Below are 17005 nucleotides of genomic sequence, written 5' to 3' on the forward strand. Positions count from 1 at the left end.
ATAACTTCCTTTCAGAAGCTTTTTTTTGTAAGAACAATATCTTGGTAACTTGTATATTCTGGTCTGCCGCACCATAAACCATAATGTGGCTTATTGATTATTTCTAGACCATACTTATTCAATAGATTGCAAATATCTGTCTCAGGATAAGCAACTGCAAAATTGGGAATATCTTTATTTACAACGTAGCAATTTTCAATTCGATGATAAAAACCTAATGTACTTTGTCCTGCATTTAAATAATAGGACGATTCAGGATTTATTAGAAAGAATGTAATGAAACATCTCCCGTCTTTTTTTAATACACGTACAATTTCAGATACGTAATGTTCTAATTCTTTTGGGAGAAGGTGTGTAAATACAGAAGTTAAAAAGATAAAATCGAATGTCCCGTCTTCATAGGGAAAACGATATTGAGAGGCATCTTCTTTTCCTTCTGGATTATAGAATTGATTGTATATGTCAACATGTTCAAAGTGAAAATTATTACGCATAGTTGAAATGTTATTTTGACACCAAGTAATTCCATCTTTAAACAAATCAAATCCATAATACGCTCCATCATCATTTAAGTAATTCATTAATGGTACAGCCATTCGGCCGACGCCGCAGCCTACATCTAATACTTTTTCATTTGATTTTAAAGCGCCAATTTGAATAAAATGCTTTAGGAACTCTTTTCCAACCTTTTTGAAGTCGCCACCTACATATTGGACGAGTTCAGGAGGGGGGAGTAAAGTCATTTCTTTGTTAAGTTCGCTCATGAGTATACCCCTTTCTTGTGTGAGAATATGCAGTAACTCTATTAATAAAATTTTCAATTTGTAGTGAGAGAACAAAGGAAAACAATTGTTATATGTAAGGAGATTCCACAAAAGAAATACTTAATTGGATTAGAAGTGAGAGAAGGATGAGTGAAAATGGAATCTCCTATAGATTAAATCTTGTTTATTCTTTTCTCCAATAAACGCCAAATACATCAATTTTAGTAATAGGGGCTTTTAAATTTCGTTGCTTTCTAAAGTCTGTCACAGCCTCAGCGCATGGCGGTAGCCCGTAGTCATCGATAATTATATAGCCACCTTTAGAAACTTTATCATATAAGTTTATGAGACCATCCATGGTGGATTCGTACATATCACCATCAAGCCGTGCAATTGCTATTTTTTCAATTGGTGCTGTTGGTAAAGTATCTTTAAACCAACCTTTTAAAAATTTTACTTGATCATTTAGTAAATCATATTTTTTAAAATTCTCTTGTACTTGTTCTAAAGAGACGCGTAAGTAATCGAATGTGTGTAAATAATCACCGTAATCTTTTGGATATTGTTCTAGATTCGGTGCTGGCAAACCTTCAAATGAATCTGCGACCCACACATTACGATTCGTAATGTTGTTCGCTTGTAAAAAACCATTCATAAAAATGCATGATCCTCCGCGCCATACACCTGTTTCAATAAAATCTCCCTCTATATTTTCACGAACAACGGTTTCCATTGCCTCTTGTAATTGGTTCATACGTTCTCGACCAATCATGCTATGTGCTGCTCTTGGCCAATCCATTCCATCATGACGTTCACTTTTTGAAACATTTGGTTTTACAATTTTTAAGTTATGGTTTTCGGCATATTGCTTAATGAATAAAGGGAGGGGGACTGTAACGGGTTCGAATTCTAGTTCTTTCGAAATATGTAGAGATGCGGGTAAGTATGCCTCATATTCCAACCATATTTCAAATAAAATTGTTTTCTTTAGCAATTCGAGATAAAGCTGAACAGCAGATTTACTTTCCATATTTGTGCCTCCTGCAAAATGTCATACAACAATATGATTATGTAGATAGCGAATGTTTCATGATTGAATTTAAAATTGAAAAAGCAGTAAAACTGATATCAGTTTTACTGCTAAGTAAAAAATTAAGCAACTTTTTCAATAATAATGGATGCACTCGTACCAAGAGCTAATGATAGCCCAAGCCCTGTAACAATTACTTCAACCAATGATGGAGTTGTCGTAATTTGCGTAATTGCTTGAATAACGATAGGTGCTCCAATTGAAATTAAACTCGTTCCAGTACCTGGTACAGGTACTCCGTTCACTTGAATTGTAAGGCCACCTAATAGACTTACTGCTGCAGTGTATACGATAACAGTAATTTTATAGAATCCAGTTTCACTAATTACGAAAGTATCAGCATCTAATTGAGAAATTGCTGTACCAAACTGAGATCCAACAGTATTAAATGGTACTGGATCATTAATTCCTAGATCTAAAGAAATCCCGCCAGAGTTAAATGCATATAATCCTGCTGGAAGTCCTAATCCGGATGGTCCAGTCGGTCCAGTAGCCCCCGTAGGTCCAGTAGCTCCAGTCGGTCCGGTAGCCCCCGTGTCACCAGTCGGCCCAGTAGGCCCAGTCGGTCCAGTAGCCCCCGTGTCACCAGTCGGCCCAGTAGGCCCAGTCGGTCCAGTAGCTCCAGTGTCACCAGTAGGCCCAGTCGGTCCAGTAGCCCCAGTAGCCCCAGTAGCCCCAGTGTCACCAGTAGGCCCCGTAAGTCCAGTAGCCCCCGTGTTACCAGTAGGCCCAGTCGGTCCAGTAGCCCCCGTGTCACCAGTCGGCCCAGTAGGCCCAGTTATTCCAGTTCCTCCGCCAGTCGGTCCAGTAGGTCCAGTAGGTCCAGTAGGCCCGGTCGGTCCAGTAGGTCCAGTAGGCCCCGTAGGTACAGTAGGCCCAGTCGGTCCGGTCGGCCCCGTAGGCCCGGTCGGTCCAGTCGGAAGGGTAAACGGTGGTATCGGTGGTAATGTTGGTCCTACAAGATTAGGGTCAAATGCACTAGCTGATAAAGATTCATCGGGATTTAATCCATTTGAATAATTATTATTTGACATAAATTCACCTCCATAAAGCGTTCATTATATAGTAGATGCAAAACCGAAAGAAAATGACACGGACATTTGAATTATTGAAAAGAAATCTTAAACTACTTGAACAATTTAAAAAAATGGAAAGTTTAGTATATGTATAACATATGATTGATTTGGAAGAGGGTGATTATGTTGAACAAGCAAGGAATTACAATTAGTTTATGTATGATTGTTCGAGATGAGGAGGAGACAATAGCCCGTTGTTTAGAGACAGTTGAGAAAATTGTGGATGAAATTATAGTAGTTGATACAGGTTCCGTCGATCGAACGAAAGAAATCGTAGAGAAATACACTTCTAACATATATGATTTCCAGTGGATTGATGATTTTGCGGCAGCAAGAAATTTTTCTTTTTCAAAAGCGACGCAAGAGTATATATTGTGGCTAGATGCAGATGACGTATTATTAGAAGATGCTCAAGAAGCATTGAAACTCTTAAAAATAGAATTAGATCCTAAATTTGATGCTGTTTCGATGCCTTATCATCTTGCGATGGATTCTAATGGGAAACCTTTATATTGTACAAAAAGAAATCGACTTGTAAAGCGTGAAAAACAATTTCAATGGTTTGGAAAGGTTCATGAGTATTTAGCTATTGCCGGTGAGACTTTTAGTAGTAAAGTTGCTATTACACATAAAAAAGAAAAAAAAGTAACAAATCGTAATTTGAAAATTTTTCAAAATACTGTAGCTGCAGGGGAAGAATTGAGTTCGAGGGATTTGTTTTATTACGCAAATGAATCTATGGATAACCAAAAATATGATGATGCAGTTCTTCTTTATGAAACATTTCTTAATCAAGACGAAGGATGGTATGAAGAGAAAATTTATGCATGTGGTAAGTTAGGAGATTGCTATGCGAAGCTCGGAATGTGGGAGAAGGCAATCGAATCTTGTGTGAAGTCGTTTCGGTATGACGTCCCTAGAGGAGAGAATTGTACAAGAATAGGATATATATATATGGAACAAGAAAAATATAATGAAGCGATATTTTGGTTTAAACTTGCAACGGAAGTACCAATGGCAACGGAAAGTCCTTTTCATAGTCCAGCTAGCTACACATGGCTACCCTATTTACAAATGTGTATTTGTTATAGCAGGTTAGGGGAGCAGGATAAAGCGTATTATTACAATGAATTAGCAGCTTCTTATGTTCCGAATAATGCTGCAATTGAATATAACCGTAAATATTTTCGGGGAGTTTTTGATAAACCATATAAAGCGTAATAGGTTTCGTTTTTTAGAAATGATTTATCGTTATTCTAACTCTAATAGATTGGTTATATATTAGAGTATCAGTAACGTAACCAATATAGATAAAAAATTTTATAAAGCTATTTGCGGGCTAATAATCAGTGGGGGATGAACAAAATCTGCACTTTATAGAATTCATATGAGATTTATATTTCTAATTCAATTTGCATAAGGAGTGTGTGAAATGAATCGCGAAAAAAGTTCTTTATATGAAGAAAAATCCGAGCATTATTATAATGCAGCGAATCCGAATTTATTAAAGCATATAAAAAAGGAATGGAAAGAAGTTCTTGATATTGGTTGCTCGAGCGGTGCATTGGGAGCAGCTATTAAAGAAAATGGTACACGTGTATCAGGAATCGAGGCATTTCCAGAGGCTGCAGAAAAAGCGAAAGAAAGACTAGATCATGTTATTTTAGGGGATATAGAAAAAATAGATCTTCCTTATGAGGAGGGGCAATTTGATTGCATCCTATTTGGAGATGTATTAGAGCATTTATTTGATCCGTGGGCTGTGATTGAAAAGGTTAAGCCATATATAAAGCAAAATGGTGTGATTTTAGCAAGTATACCAAACGTTGCTCATATTTCAGTATTAGCTCCCTTACTTGCCGGAAATTGGACGTATACAGAATATGGTTTATTAGATAAAACACATATTCGTTTCTTTACATTTAATGAAATGCTAAGAATGTTTTTAAAAGCAGGATATGTTATTAGTAAAGTAGATCGTGTATATGTTGATCATAAAATGTATGAGCCACTTATTGAGGAGTTATATGGAATTTGTAAAAAATATCGTCTTGGAAGTGGCTTCATGGCTGAGACAGTTGTATTTCAGTATATTATTGAAGCTGAAAAATCACAATTATGAGTGCTGCAGACAAAACAATATTATTTGTTACATGTATAAATGATCGGAAATTGTATGCAAACTGCGTGCGACATATATTGCAATTGTTAGTACCGCCAGGGTATATTGTCCAATTTATGCCGATTCGAAATGCGAAAAGTATGACGAGTGGATACAATCAAGCCATTTCGCATCCAGCGAAGTATAAAGTTTATTTACATCAAGATGTTTTTATTATAAATAGGGCTTTTTTATACGGATTACTTCAATTATTTGAGGAACATGAACACCTTGGGATGATTGGGATGGTTGGAGCGCAATATGTTCCTCCGACTGGTGTATGGAACGAAGGGCGTGGAATTGTAGGAAAGGTCATTGGTTATATGAATGATTTGTTTTATATGGCAAGTTTAGAACAACCGTATCATGAATCAAAAACATTTATTCCTGTAGAATGTATTGACGGTTTATTAATGGCGACACAATATGATGTTCCGTGGCGAGAAGACTTATTTGACGGATTTGACTTTTATGATGTATCTCAATCATTTGAATTTAAAAAAGCAGGATATACAGTCGGTGTACCTGTACAGCGCGATGCTTGGTGTATCCATTATCATTTTGATGTGAATATGACGAACTATGAAAAGTATCGGGAAATATTTGTGGAACACTATATGTCAGAGGTAAATAAGGAAGAATAAAAGGGGGGACAAAAATGAAAGATCATACAATATTAGTTGTTGTTTGTGTAAATAATGAAGAGCTTTTCAAACAATGTGAGAGTCAAATAAGAAACATTTTTGTTCCCCCTGGCTATGTCGTACAAATTTTTCCGATACGAGATGCACAAAGTATGGCAAGTGCATACAACCGAGCCCTTTCATATCCAGCGAAATACAAAGTGTATATACATCAAGATACATATCTTATTAATCGAGACATGTTTTCTACACTTATATCTCTTTTTAAAGAAAATGAAAAGCTTGGTTTAATAGGAGTCGCTGGGGCTCAGTTTTTACCGAATAACGGGATATGGTGGGAAGGAAAAAATTTAGTAGGGAAAGTGATTGAATACAGAAGACAGAATTATCAATTATTAAATTTAGATCAGGTTTTTTATGGTAATCAACCATTTTTGTCAGTTCAGGCAATTGATGGTTTATTCATGGCAACGCAGTATGATATTCCGTGGCGAGAAGATTTGTTTCAAGGGTTTCACTTTTATGATGTGTCACAGTCTTTAGAGTTTCAAAGGGCTGGTTATTTAATCGGTATCCCAAATCAAGCAAATTTATGGTGTATTCATTACAACGGGGATGAGTTTGATGCGGATACATATGAGAAGTACCGGAAAGTGTTTATAGAACATTACAAAGATATATTATCTCCATCATAAAGGAGAGATGCAGGGTGAAAGGAATTATTTTAGCAGGTGGTACTGGATCGAGATTATATCCAATAACGAAAGTAACGAATAAACATTTACTTCCTGTTGGTCGGTATCCGATGATTTATCATGCGGTATATAAGCTAAAACAATGCGATATTACAGATATTATGATTATTACAGGTAAAGAGCATATGGGGAATGTTGTTAGCTTTTTAGGGAGTGGTCATGAATTTGGCGTGTCTTTTACGTATCGAGTACAAGATAAAGCGGGCGGGATCGCACAGGCGTTAGGGCTTTGTGAAGATTTCGTCGGGAATGATCGTATGGTAGTTATATTAGGGGATAATATTTTTTCAGATGATATTCTTCCGTATGTTGAAGAGTTTACAAATCAAAAAGAAGGTGCGAAAGTACTATTGCAATCTGTAGAAGATCCCGAAAGATTTGGCGTAGCACATATTCAAAACCGAAAAATAGTTGAAATTGAAGAAAAGCCGAAAGAGCCGAAAAGCTCTTATGCTGTTACGGGAATTTATTTGTATGATTCGAAAGTCTTTTCTTATATTAAAGAATTAAAACCTTCTGCACGGGGAGAACTTGAAATTACAGATATAAATAATTGGTATTTAAAACGAGGGGTACTTACTTATAATGAAATGAGCGGCTGGTGGACTGATGCGGGAACTCACGCTTCGCTTCAAAAGGCGAATACGTTAGCACGGGATATTAATTTTGGGAAACAGTTTAACGGAGAATAGGTGAGAATATGAAAGTTGTAGAAACAAATTTTACCGATGCAAAATTGTTAGAACCGAGGTTGTTTGGAGACGAGCGTGGCTTTTTTTCAGAGAGCTATAATAAGCAGGTGCTAGAAACATTAGGGATAACGTATACATTTGTACAGGATAACGTATCTTATTCGGCTAAGGCAGGAACGATTCGGGGACTACACTTTCAAAAAAAACCGAAAGCACAAACGAAACTCATTCAAGTTATGCAAGGGGCAATTTATGATGTTATCGTTGATTTACGAAAAAAATCACCAACATTTAAACAATGGAAAGGATATATTTTAAGTGCAGATAACCATCGGCAATTACTAGTGCCAAAAGGGTTTGCGCATGGATTTTGCACGCTTGTTCCGCATACTATCGTTATGTATAAAGTAGATGAATATTATAGCGCAGAGCATGACTCAGGATTACTTTGGGAAGATAAAGATTTAGCAATTCCTTGGCCAGTAACCGATCCTATATTGTCCGATAAGGATCAGATATTACCATTACTAGAGGAATATGAAGATAGTTTTTAAGTAGGAGCGTTGTTTATGAATATATTAGTAACAGGTGGGGCTGGATTTATTGGAAGTAATTTCGTTCATTACATGCTACAAAGTTATGAAACATATAAAATTATTAATTACGATGCATTAACATATAGCGGGAATTTAAATAACGTAAAATCTCTTCAGAATCACCCGAATTACTCTTTTGTAAAAGGGGAAATTCAAAATGGAGAGCTATTAGAACACGTTATAAAAGAGCGAGACGTACAAGTGATTGTAAATTTTGCAGCTGAATCACATGTGGACCGTAGTATTGAAAATCCGATTCCTTTTTATGATACAAATGTAATTGGGACGGTCACTTTATTAGAACTAGTTAAAAAATATTCGCATATAAAACTTGTGCAAGTATCAACGGATGAAGTGTATGGCTCTTTAGGGAAAACAGGGAAATTCACAGAGAAAACGCCGTTAGCTCCAAATAGTCCATATTCTTCAAGTAAGGCGAGCGCGGACCTGATAGCTCTATCTTACTATAAAACATATCAATTACCGGTTATAGTAACGCGTTGTTCTAACAATTATGGGCCGTACCAGTATCCCGAGAAATTAATTCCGTTAATGGTTACGAATGCACTGGAAGGAAAAAAACTACCGTTATATGGTGATGGTTTAAATGTAAGAGATTGGTTACATGTAACGGATCATTGTAGTGCGATTGACGTTGTTCTGCATAAGGGACGTGTAGGAGAAGTATATAATATAGGTGGAAATAATGAAAAAACAAATGTAGAAGTTGTGGAACAAATTATTACTCTTTTAGGAAAAACAAAAAAAGACATCGAATATGTTACAGATCGTTTAGGGCACGATCGTCGTTATGCGATTGATGCGGAGAAAATGAAGAATGAATTTGATTGGGAACCGAAATATACGTTTGAACAAGGATTACAAGAGACGGTGAAATGGTATGAAAAGAATAAGGAATGGTGGAAACTACTAAAAGACCAGTAAGGGGCATGTTAAATGAAAGAGAGGGTTATCATAACAGGAGCAAACGGCCAATTAGGAAAGCAACTATTTGAAGAGTTAAACTCTGAAGAATATGATATATATCCATTTGATAAAAAGCTATTAGATGTGACAAATATATCCCGAATACAACAAGTGGTACAAGAAATAAAACCACATATAATTATTCATTGTGCTGCCTATACGAAAGTAGATCATGCGGAGAAAGAACAGGATCTTGCATATAGAATAAATGCAATCGGAGCTCGAAATGTAGCGGTCGCTTCACAATTAGTAGGAGCGAAACTAGTTTATATTAGTACTGATTATGTATTTCAAGGCGCCAGACCAGAGGGATACGATGAATTTCATAGTCCAGCGCCGATAAATATATATGGAGCCTCTAAGTATGCGGGGGAGCAGTTCGTCAAAGAGTTACATAATAAATATTTTATCGTTCGCACATCGTGGCTATATGGTAAATATGGAAATAATTTTGTGAAAACGATGATGCGATTAGGAAAAGAAAGAGATGAAATATCTGTTGTAGCGGATCAAGTTGGCTCTCCTACGTATGTGGCGGATTTAAATATAGTTATTAATAAGCTCATTCATACTTCTTTATACGGTACATACCACGTATCAAACAGAGGCTCATGCTCTTGGTTTGAATTTGCACAAAAGATATTTTCGTATACAAATATGAAAGTGAATGTATTACCTGTTTCAACGGAAGAATTCGGGGCTGCGGCTGCGAGGCCCAAATATTCTATCTTTCAACATAACATGCTACGATTAAATGGTTTTTTACAAATGCCGTCTTGGGAAGAAGGGTTAGAGCGCTTTTTTATAGAAACCAAAAGTCATTAACAAATTTCTGTTAATGACTTTTTTGTTTGCCTTTAAGCGGTTTTATGGTACTATAATTATAGTATCAGGTACTAATAACAAGTATAAGTATTTCTGGGAGGATATATCATGGAACTATTACAAGGGAAAACATTTGTTGTTATGGGCGTTGCGAACCAAAGAAGTATTGCGTGGGGAATTGCTCGCTCTTTGCATAATGCAGGTGCAAAATTAATCTTCACATATGCAGGAGAACGTTTAGAAAGAAACGTTCGTGAATTAGCGGATACATTAGAAGGACAAGAATCACTTGTATTACCTTGTGATGTAACAAATGATGAGGAACTTACAGCTTGCTTTGAAACAATTAAACAAGAAGTAGGTACTATTCACGGTGTAGCACATTGTATTGCTTTTGCAAATCGCGATGACTTAAAAGGTGAATTTGTAGATACTTCTCGCGATGGATTTTTACTTGCACAAAATATTAGTGCATTCTCTTTAACAGCTGTAGCAAGAGAAGCGAAGAAAGTAATGACAGAAGGCGGAAATATTTTAACGTTAACATACCTTGGCGGCGAGCGCGTTGTGAAAAATTATAACGTTATGGGTGTTGCGAAAGCTTCATTAGAAGCGAGCGTGAAATATTTAGCGAACGATTTAGGTCAACATGGTATTCGCGTCAACGCTATTTCTGCAGGACCAATTCGTACGTTATCTGCAAAAGGTGTAGGCGATTTCAACTCAATCTTAAGAGAAATTGAGGAGCGCGCACCACTTCGTCGTACAACAACTCCAGAAGAAGTTGGCGATACAGCAGTATTCCTATTCAGTGATTTAGCACGTGGTGTAACAGGAGAAAACATTCACGTTGATTCAGGGTATCATATCCTAGGATAAATATAATATTAATTTTTAAAGGACAATCTCTAAATGCTGAGATTGTCCTTTTTATTTGTTCTTAGAAAGCACGATTTTTAACGAAAGTTCTTACCACATGATGAATATAACTATAATAGTACACAATTTATTCAGCTACGTATGGAAGTGGGAGGGACGAGTGTGAAGAATAAAAATAAAAGTTCAACAGTTGGAAAACCGTTGTTATATATTGCTCAAGTAAGTTTAGAACTTGCTGCACCGAAAATAAAAAGGATTATCCTGACAAACTTTGAAAATGAAGATCAAAAAGAGCAAAGTAATAGACAAGAAAATATTGTAAGCAGTGCTGTGGAAGAGGTAATAGAACAAGAACAACAAGAAGAGCAGCAAGTGGAAGAAAAAATAGAAGAAGAGGAAAAAGAAGAACACGCAGAACAAGAAGAACACGCAGAACAAGAAGAACACGCAGAACAAGAAGAGAAAGAACAGCAAGAGCCAGTAAGAACTGTCCCGTATAATAAATCATTTAAGGATATGAATAATGAAGAAAAAATTCATTTTTTATTAAACCGCCCTCATTACATTCCAAAAGTAAGGTGCAGAATAAAAACAGCTACAGTTTCTTATGTGGGATCGATCATATCGTATCGTAATGGCATTGTATCTATTATGCCGCAAAATAGTATGAGAGATATTAGGTTGTCTATAGATGATATCCAATCGATTAGTATGGCCGGCTTTTAAATATGTAAAGGTGGTAGAAAGCTTCTACCACCCCAATAGTTTTTTAGTTTACTTAACGATAGAAACGTCGCGTAAGCATTGAATCGCACAGAAACAACTTAAATCAACAGTAATGCAAGTAGTTGTCGATATTAATCTTGCATTTGGTACAGCTAAAAACGTACAAATTGGATCGTCACCAGGTGGTACCGGAGAACCGTCACCTAAAACTACAGTTAATACACGTAGTACAGCACAGCTATCATCATCTACACTTTCCACACGGAAAATTGGAGATCGGCAGCTAGTAAGGCTTGAAGATGGTGCGAATGCTTCAAAAGGTTCTCCAGTTTTTGTGTATAAAATAAAAGGGCGTGTATTTGCTACTGATGCAGTATTGTGTGCACCTAAGAATGGGATTTCACAACCAGATCCACACGTTGTTGTAGAACAATCTTGTAATTCATTGATGAATTTTACAACGTCAACTACACAATGAGAAGAGCCATGGTGTTTATTTTCGTTACAACTCATTAATGTCACTCCTTATCTTCTTGTTTGTATTTACATTAATAAGATATTGGAGTCGAGGAGATTTGGTCACAATCTCAAGACCTTTTTTTTTAAATAGGCGAAAGAGGATAAGGGAAGGTGGAATTATGCTGTTTACAAGCTGGCTTTTATTTTTTATTTTTGCGTTAGCTGCTTTTAGGCTCACTCGTTTAATTGTTTATGATAAAATTACAGCCTTTTTGCGAAGACCATTTATTGATGAATTAGAGATTACCGAGCCGGATGGAAGTGTATCAACGTTTACAAAAGTAAAAGGTAAAGGATTAAGAAAGTGGATTGGCGAATTATTAAGCTGTTATTGGTGTACAGGTGTATGGGTTAGTGCTTTTTTATTAGTTTTATATAATTGTATTCCTATCGTTGCGGAGCCGTTACTTGCATTATTAGCTATTGCAGGTGCAGCAGCAATCATTGAAACGATTACAGGATATTTTATGGGAGAATAATATATTTTCATAATAAGAGAAAAAGCGGAGTTTAAAAGAATGAGGGAACGGAAATAAAGAGTTGGTCATATAGTAAATAGACAGAATTGACAGTAGAGGAGATGTTTGCTGTGAGCAGTAATCTAAGGCAAAATTCATATGACCTGCAGCAGTGGTATCAAATACAGCAACAGCACCATGCACAACAACAGGCATATCAAGAACAATTACAACAACAAGGATTTGTGAAGAAAAAGGGATGTAATTGTGGGAAAAAGAAGAACAAAATAAAACACTATGAAGAATGAAACACTCATGCTACTGTGAGTGTTTTTTATTATACATATAAAAAGCGGTATTTCTGTATTAGAAATACCGCTTTTTACTAGCTAATTTGAGCAACTGTTAATGCTGCTGCACGGATGTCTACAGTTCCAATCAACTCAACTGGTACAATTTGAATTAAGTCACCAGGATTTAAGTTAATAAGAATAACACCGCTAGATACGTCTACTTCACCAGTACCAATAACGTTAGAACGAACTGCTGTACCTGATCCAGGAATAATGTTAGCTGGCGTGTTTAATGATAAGAAGAAACGACCAGCTTCTGGTGCAGTAGGTACGTTATCAAGACTAATTGTTAATGTATAACTAATTTGATAAATACCAGCTCGTAAAATTCGAATACCATCTCCGACACTTACTGTATCGTTGATTACAGGAACAGTAATATTTGGATTTGGACTTACGCTAGGTAATAGTAGTGGTGTAAATAGTGAAGCGAACTGAGGTGCAGAAGCATTGAAAGCAAAACCAAAGGCAGGTAGTGTACTAGCTGGCTTTGCCTCGCAATCGATTTTAGTAAATTCGCAATCAGAAGAGAACATGTTTTTCACTCCTTTATCTGTTTCTACTTTCAGTTAATGAAAAGGACAGGTTCTATGTTCTAGACAAGTTCCCAATTTTAAGAAATTTACATAATAATACTCTTTAAGCATGGATTGGGTGGCAGATAATTCTGCCACCCAATCCATGCTTAAATCAGTATTTAGTTTTATATAGAAACATCGCGTAAGCATTGAATAGCGCAGAAGCAACTTAAATCAACAGTAATACAAGTCGAGGTTGATATTAGTCTTGCATTTGGTACAGCTAAAAACGTACAGATTGGGTCGTCACCAGGTGGTACAGCGGTACCATCACCTAAAACTACAGTTAATACACGCAATACAGCACAGTCATCATCATCTATACTTTCTACGCGGAAAATTGGAGATCGGCAGCTAGTAAGGCTTGAAGATGGTGCGAATGCTTCAAAAGGTTCTCCAGTTTTTGTGTATAAAATAAAAGGACGTGTATTAGCTACTGATGCATTGTTATGTGCACCTAAAAATGGAACTTCGCAACCAGATCCACATGTTGTCGTTGCACATTCTTGTAGTTCATGTATAAAACGAACAACATTCGATACACAGTTGAAATCACACTCATGTTGATGATCTTCATTACAATTGCAGCTCATTATGTTCACTCCTTCTCGTGAGTTCTGACATACACTATTACAATATGAGTGGGATATGGTTGATATTACGTTAATTCTTATGATAAGAACAAGGAATTTATATAGGAGGGATGTACATAATGCATTATAAAAAAAGACATCCTTATTTAGTGGATGTCTTTTCAGGTAAATCTTTTCGGACAGTATATAGAAAGCGAGATATATCTAATTTCTTTCCTCTGAAAAATTGCGGAGAAGAAATGTAAAGTTCTTCTTTCGCACGTGTAATGGCGACATAAAGTAATCGGCGTTCTTCTTCTAATGCTTCAGAAGTTTCCGTAACGCGATCATTTGCATCTTTTAAAGAGGAAGTATGGGGCAGGATCCCATCGCTCGCTCCAAGTAAAAAGACACATGGAAATTCAAGGCCTTTTGCGTTATGAATTGACATAAGTGAAACGGCATCTTTTTGCGGCATTGTTTTTAATGCTTCCATTTCTTTTTGACCTTGAATCGCCGCGTCAATAAATTGTAAATAAGCCGGAATATCGGTGAAACGAGTTGCAGACTCCATTAATTCTTCTAACATTTCTTCTTGTATGTCTTTATGCATCGTAAAGGAAGAACGATCGTTACTTTGTAAGTACTCTAAATATTTTCCTTTACCATGAATGATTTCTTTTAATGCTTTTTTGGGTTCTAATTCTTTTATAAATTTAATAAAATCAATACGCTTATTTACCTTTTTTACTTGAAAAGGTTTTAAGCTTGGATTTAATAGTAAGAAATGAAGAAGAGAAGGGAAGCGCCCCTCACCATATTTCCATTGTTCACGTTCAATAAATGAAATACAATCATCACGTCCGATATACATCGTCGGCAATATGTTTGAAAGTGATTCTAGTCGAAACGGCTCAATCACGAGTCTTAAATGATCTAATACAGGCTTAATTAAAGAATGCTCATAAAATGATTGGCTTGCCCCGTGTTTAATAAACGGGATTTTATGAATGGTAAGCTGATCAAGTAACGAACGACTTACAGAATGTGTGCGATACAGTAAACAAAAATCTTTATAGTTTCGTTCACCGCTATCTACTTTTTCTTGAATGAGCTGTAAAATTTGATTTGCTTCATCAAGAGTCGTAGCAGGTCTTGCATAAAAAGGTTGTACACCTTCCTCACGAACGGAGTATAGCTCTTTATCAAAGCGTTCTTGATTTAATTTTATAACTTCATTTCCAAGCCCGACGATAAATGGATTGGATCGATAATTCGTATTTAGTGCAATGATTGTTGTGTTATCAAATTCTTTTGGAAAAGATAAAATAATTTGGTGACTTGCTCCTCGCCAGCCATAAATTGCTTGATCATCATCACCTGCGATGAACAAATTATTTCTTGGCGTGGCTAACAATTTTACAATTTCATATTGTGCATAGGATGTATCTTGAAACTCATCTACTTCAATGTAGTGAAAACGTTGTTGTAATTGAGTTAGTAAAGGAGCATTATTTTCTAACATATAATATGTTTCCAATAAGATGTCATCGAAATCAATATAATTGTATCGTTGTTTTACCTCTTCAAAACGTTCATATACTTCTTTAAATTCTTGTTCGACTGGCGTTTTCGCCTTTACATCTTTCGGACGATTTAATTTGTTTTTCTCAAGTGAAATCATCGCGAGGATCGTTTCCGCATCATAATCGTCTTTTAAACGCAATTCTTTTAAGATTTTCTTTATCATAATTTGTTTATGTTTTTCATTTGCTAAAATTTGCTGATTATACCCTTGACTACGAAGCAATTTTAAGAAAACAGAGTGGAATGTACCAGCAACAACGTAGCTACTTGCTGCATGATTCATACCTGGTAACTTCGCAACACGACTTCGGATTTCTTCAGCTGCTTTTTGTGTAAATGTAAGTAATAAAATATTTCGTGGATGAACTTGTTTTACATTTACTAAATAACCAACGCGAGTTGTTAAAACAGATGTTTTCCCGCTTCCAGCACCAGCTAGTGTAAGAACCGGACCTTCTGTTGTGCGCACGGCTTCTAATTGTTTTTCGTTTAAAAAAACATTTTGTTGTTCGAGAGCGCGGAAATAAGCCGCATCTACATCTTCTTCCATAATTAAATGGGTAGATGTTTTCGGAATATGATATGTCGCACGCGGAATATCAGCGTGTGTTAACGATTTTTGTGAAAATTTTTCTTGTGTCATATGTTCACCTTCAAAACTATAGCATCAACATTTAACTTTAGCGGAAGAAAAAGAAAATAGCAATGTAAAAAACAGGAGGGGGCACCTCCTGCTTTCAAATTACAATTCTTTTATCATTACGACGTGCGGGATATTTGCTTCCATAAATACATCAGAACTCGTTACATATCCAAGTTTTTTATAGAAATCTTCAGCATGTGTTTGAGCATGAAGTTTCAATTTTGGTAGCGAATTTTCTTTTGCATACGCTTCAAGCGCATCCATAACAATTTTTCCGATGCCTTTTTTACGATGGGAACCTAGCACGCAAATGCGTTCCATTTTTCCTATACCATCAAGGATGCGAAAACGTCCAGCACCAACTGGAACATCATTGTCATATATAACAACGTGTGTTGAAGTTTCTTCAAACTCATCGTACTCTTCTTCAGCAGAGACACGTTGTTCATTTACAAACACTTGTTTACGTACAGAGAATGCATCTCTTAGTTGTTCGTCCGTTTGTACAATCTGTGCGTGCAAATTAGTTGTTCCCCTTTCCAAGGTGAAATGTTTCGTGTACAGTCCATGTTCCATTTTCTAATTGATATAGAAGATGGAAACGATCGATTGGTTGTTCATAATAGAAATCTTTCATACGTAATCGACCCAATACATCAGCATGCTCTGCATCTGATAAGCCTTGTCCGATTGTTAAGTGAGGTACGAAAGCATATTCGCGTTCTTGCGTGAATAACCCGCCATGCATTTCTTCATTTAAAAAAGTAAGTTCAGGTGTTTTTTCTACTTTAAAATAAAGGACGTTATTAACAGGTGCGAATGAACCGACTTTCCCAACATGAAGGGTGAAAGGGTTCGTTTTACCTGCGATTGTATGTAGCTCGTTTACAATCGATTCTAATTGTTCATCTTGCGTCTCAAAGGGTGTTTTCAATGTAATATGTGGCGGAACTAATGCGTAGTGCGGGTCATAACGTTTACGCAATCCGTTCGCTTTATCTTGAATCATTTTAGATGGAAAAATTACAATGCCTAATTTCATGTTCCAATTCCTCCCTTTGTAAGTCTAGTTAGATTTTGAGATAAATAAATCTCTTTAT

At 36.2% G+C, this 17005-nt stretch carries 21 protein-coding genes; 12 read left to right on the forward strand and 9 right to left on the reverse strand.

Annotated features, from left to right (window positions below; all coding sequences use genetic code 11):
- Positions 1-11 precede the first annotated feature (11 nt).
- From MHI26_RS06340 to MHI26_RS06350, 3 genes are all read right to left on the reverse strand, one after another.
- The gene (locus MHI26_RS06340; RefSeq protein WP_001292844.1) at positions 12-764 is read right to left on the reverse strand and encodes a class I SAM-dependent methyltransferase; all 753 of its coding nucleotides are present in this window, start codon (positions 762-764) and stop codon (positions 12-14) included.
- 184 nt (positions 765-948) lie between these two features.
- Positions 949-1794 (reverse strand): TylF/MycF family methyltransferase, encoded by an 846-nt coding sequence (locus MHI26_RS06345; protein ID WP_000444384.1) that lies wholly within the window; start codon positions 1792-1794, stop codon positions 949-951.
- Between the two features lie 122 nt (positions 1795-1916).
- A complete protein-coding gene (locus MHI26_RS06350) occupies positions 1917-2888 on the reverse strand; it encodes a BclA C-terminal domain-containing protein (protein ID WP_061666488.1) in 972 nt (323 codons plus the stop codon).
- Positions 2889-3053: 165 nt separating this feature from the next.
- Here MHI26_RS06350 and MHI26_RS06355 point away from each other — a divergent pair, with 165 nt between their 5' ends.
- The 10 genes from MHI26_RS06355 to MHI26_RS06400 all read left to right on the forward strand — a co-directional run bounded on the left by MHI26_RS06355 (position 3054) and on the right by MHI26_RS06400 (position 11195).
- Positions 3054-4151 (forward strand): glycosyltransferase, encoded by a 1098-nt coding sequence (locus MHI26_RS06355; RefSeq protein ID WP_000932911.1) that lies wholly within the window; start codon positions 3054-3056, stop codon positions 4149-4151.
- A gap of 211 nt (positions 4152-4362) precedes the next feature.
- Positions 4363-5052 (forward strand): class I SAM-dependent methyltransferase, encoded by a 690-nt coding sequence (locus MHI26_RS06360; RefSeq protein ID WP_061666490.1) that lies wholly within the window; start codon positions 4363-4365, stop codon positions 5050-5052.
- Positions 5049-5735, forward strand: a complete 687-nt coding sequence (locus MHI26_RS06365; protein WP_001271181.1) for a glycosyltransferase family protein — start codon at positions 5049-5051, stop codon at positions 5733-5735. The genes MHI26_RS06360 and MHI26_RS06365 overlap by 4 nt, the downstream gene beginning before the upstream one ends.
- Before the next feature lie 14 nt (positions 5736-5749).
- Entirely contained in the window at positions 5750-6430 is a 681-nt protein-coding gene (locus MHI26_RS06370) for a glycosyltransferase family protein (RefSeq protein WP_000651523.1), read from the forward strand.
- 14 nt (positions 6431-6444) lie between these two features.
- A complete protein-coding gene (locus tag MHI26_RS06375; protein WP_000676169.1) occupies positions 6445-7182 on the forward strand; it encodes a sugar phosphate nucleotidyltransferase in 738 nt (245 codons plus the stop codon).
- An 8-nt stretch (positions 7183-7190) separates the two neighbouring features.
- On the forward strand, positions 7191-7736 hold the full coding sequence (rfbC, locus tag MHI26_RS06380; protein ID WP_000869419.1) for a dTDP-4-dehydrorhamnose 3,5-epimerase: 546 nt from the start codon (positions 7191-7193) through the stop codon (positions 7734-7736).
- 15 nt (positions 7737-7751) lie between these two features.
- A complete protein-coding gene (rfbB, locus tag MHI26_RS06385) occupies positions 7752-8723 on the forward strand; it encodes a dTDP-glucose 4,6-dehydratase (RefSeq protein WP_001024180.1) in 972 nt (323 codons plus the stop codon).
- A 12-nt stretch (positions 8724-8735) separates the two neighbouring features.
- Positions 8736-9590: a dTDP-4-dehydrorhamnose reductase gene (gene rfbD, locus MHI26_RS06390; protein ID WP_000664662.1), complete on the forward strand. Its 855-nt coding sequence runs from the start codon at positions 8736-8738 to the stop codon at positions 9588-9590.
- Between the two features lie 108 nt (positions 9591-9698).
- Positions 9699-10469 (forward strand): enoyl-ACP reductase FabI, encoded by a 771-nt coding sequence (gene fabI, locus MHI26_RS06395; RefSeq protein ID WP_000421885.1) that lies wholly within the window; start codon positions 9699-9701, stop codon positions 10467-10469.
- A 141-nt stretch (positions 10470-10610) separates the two neighbouring features.
- Positions 10611-11195, forward strand: a complete 585-nt coding sequence (locus tag MHI26_RS06400) for a spore coat CotO family protein (RefSeq protein WP_151547450.1) — start codon at positions 10611-10613, stop codon at positions 11193-11195.
- A 48-nt stretch (positions 11196-11243) separates the two neighbouring features.
- On the opposite strand, the gene exsY is transcribed toward MHI26_RS06400, so the two are convergent.
- Positions 11244-11708 carry an exosporium assembly protein ExsY gene (gene exsY / locus MHI26_RS06405; RefSeq protein ID WP_001277742.1) on the reverse strand — a complete coding sequence of 155 codons (465 nt, stop codon included), beginning with the start codon at positions 11706-11708 and terminating at the stop codon, positions 11244-11246.
- 125 nt (positions 11709-11833) lie between these two features.
- Here exsY and MHI26_RS06410 point away from each other — a divergent pair, with 125 nt between their 5' ends.
- Entirely contained in the window at positions 11834-12193 is a 360-nt protein-coding gene (locus MHI26_RS06410) for a DUF1360 domain-containing protein (protein WP_000899659.1), read from the forward strand.
- A 101-nt stretch (positions 12194-12294) separates the two neighbouring features.
- On the forward strand, positions 12295-12480 hold the full coding sequence (locus MHI26_RS06415) for a hypothetical protein (protein WP_003306531.1): 186 nt from the start codon (positions 12295-12297) through the stop codon (positions 12478-12480).
- A gap of 77 nt (positions 12481-12557) precedes the next feature.
- On the opposite strand, the gene exsF is transcribed toward MHI26_RS06415, so the two are convergent.
- From exsF to MHI26_RS06440, 5 genes are all read right to left on the reverse strand, one after another.
- Positions 12558-13061 carry an exosporium protein ExsF gene (exsF, locus tag MHI26_RS06420; protein ID WP_000492942.1) on the reverse strand — a complete coding sequence of 168 codons (504 nt, stop codon included), beginning with the start codon at positions 13059-13061 and terminating at the stop codon, positions 12558-12560.
- 167 nt (positions 13062-13228) lie between these two features.
- Positions 13229-13696, reverse strand: a complete 468-nt coding sequence (gene cotY, locus MHI26_RS06425) for a spore coat protein CotY (protein WP_001277719.1) — start codon at positions 13694-13696, stop codon at positions 13229-13231.
- A 142-nt stretch (positions 13697-13838) separates the two neighbouring features.
- The gene (locus tag MHI26_RS06430) at positions 13839-15905 is read right to left on the reverse strand and encodes an ATP-dependent helicase (protein ID WP_061668036.1); all 2067 of its coding nucleotides are present in this window, start codon (positions 15903-15905) and stop codon (positions 13839-13841) included.
- A gap of 99 nt (positions 15906-16004) precedes the next feature.
- Entirely contained in the window at positions 16005-16427 is a 423-nt protein-coding gene (locus tag MHI26_RS06435) for a GNAT family N-acetyltransferase (RefSeq protein WP_000543294.1), read from the reverse strand.
- Between the two features lies 1 nt (position 16428).
- The gene (locus MHI26_RS06440; protein ID WP_000765871.1) at positions 16429-16947 is read right to left on the reverse strand and encodes a YjcG family protein; all 519 of its coding nucleotides are present in this window, start codon (positions 16945-16947) and stop codon (positions 16429-16431) included.
- Between the last annotated feature and the right edge of the window lie 58 nt (positions 16948-17005).

Source organism: Bacillus sp. FSL K6-1218, assembly GCF_038006445.1.
GTDB lineage: Bacteria > Bacillota > Bacilli > Bacillales > Bacillaceae_G > Bacillus_A > Bacillus_A thuringiensis_S.

Bases quoted from the DNA above. Each gene is read 5' to 3' on its own strand.
- MHI26_RS06340 (WP_001292844.1), bottom strand. From the start codon at position 764: ATGAGCGAACTTAACAAAGAAATGACTTTACTCCCCCCTCCTGAACTC.
- MHI26_RS06345 (WP_000444384.1), bottom strand. From the start codon at position 1,794: ATGGAAAGTAAATCTGCTGTTCAGCTTTATCTCGAATTGCTAAAGAAA.
- MHI26_RS06350 (WP_061666488.1), bottom strand. From the start codon at position 2,888: ATGTCAAATAATAATTATTCAAATGGATTAAATCCCGATGAATCTTTA.
- MHI26_RS06355 (WP_000932911.1), top strand. From the start codon at position 3,054: ATGTTGAACAAGCAAGGAATTACAATTAGTTTATGTATGATTGTTCGA.
- MHI26_RS06360 (WP_061666490.1), top strand. From the start codon at position 4,363: ATGAATCGCGAAAAAAGTTCTTTATATGAAGAAAAATCCGAGCATTAT.
- MHI26_RS06365 (WP_001271181.1), top strand. From the start codon at position 5,049: ATGAGTGCTGCAGACAAAACAATATTATTTGTTACATGTATAAATGAT.
- MHI26_RS06370 (WP_000651523.1), top strand. From the start codon at position 5,750: ATGAAAGATCATACAATATTAGTTGTTGTTTGTGTAAATAATGAAGAG.
- rfbC (WP_000869419.1), top strand. From the start codon at position 7,191: ATGAAAGTTGTAGAAACAAATTTTACCGATGCAAAATTGTTAGAACCG.
- rfbB (WP_001024180.1), top strand. From the start codon at position 7,752: ATGAATATATTAGTAACAGGTGGGGCTGGATTTATTGGAAGTAATTTC.
- rfbD (WP_000664662.1), top strand. From the start codon at position 8,736: ATGAAAGAGAGGGTTATCATAACAGGAGCAAACGGCCAATTAGGAAAG.
- fabI (WP_000421885.1), top strand. From the start codon at position 9,699: ATGGAACTATTACAAGGGAAAACATTTGTTGTTATGGGCGTTGCGAAC.
- MHI26_RS06400 (WP_151547450.1), top strand. From the start codon at position 10,611: ATGGAAGTGGGAGGGACGAGTGTGAAGAATAAAAATAAAAGTTCAACA.
- exsY (WP_001277742.1), bottom strand. From the start codon at position 11,708: ATGAGTTGTAACGAAAATAAACACCATGGCTCTTCTCATTGTGTAGTT.
- MHI26_RS06410 (WP_000899659.1), top strand. From the start codon at position 11,834: ATGCTGTTTACAAGCTGGCTTTTATTTTTTATTTTTGCGTTAGCTGCT.
- MHI26_RS06415 (WP_003306531.1), top strand. From the start codon at position 12,295: ATGTTTGCTGTGAGCAGTAATCTAAGGCAAAATTCATATGACCTGCAG.
- exsF (WP_000492942.1), bottom strand. From the start codon at position 13,061: ATGTTCTCTTCTGATTGCGAATTTACTAAAATCGATTGCGAGGCAAAG.
- cotY (WP_001277719.1), bottom strand. From the start codon at position 13,696: ATGAGCTGCAATTGTAATGAAGATCATCAACATGAGTGTGATTTCAAC.
- MHI26_RS06430 (WP_061668036.1), bottom strand. From the start codon at position 15,905: ATGACACAAGAAAAATTTTCACAAAAATCGTTAACACACGCTGATATT.
- MHI26_RS06440 (WP_000765871.1), bottom strand. From the start codon at position 16,947: ATGAAATTAGGCATTGTAATTTTTCCATCTAAAATGATTCAAGATAAA.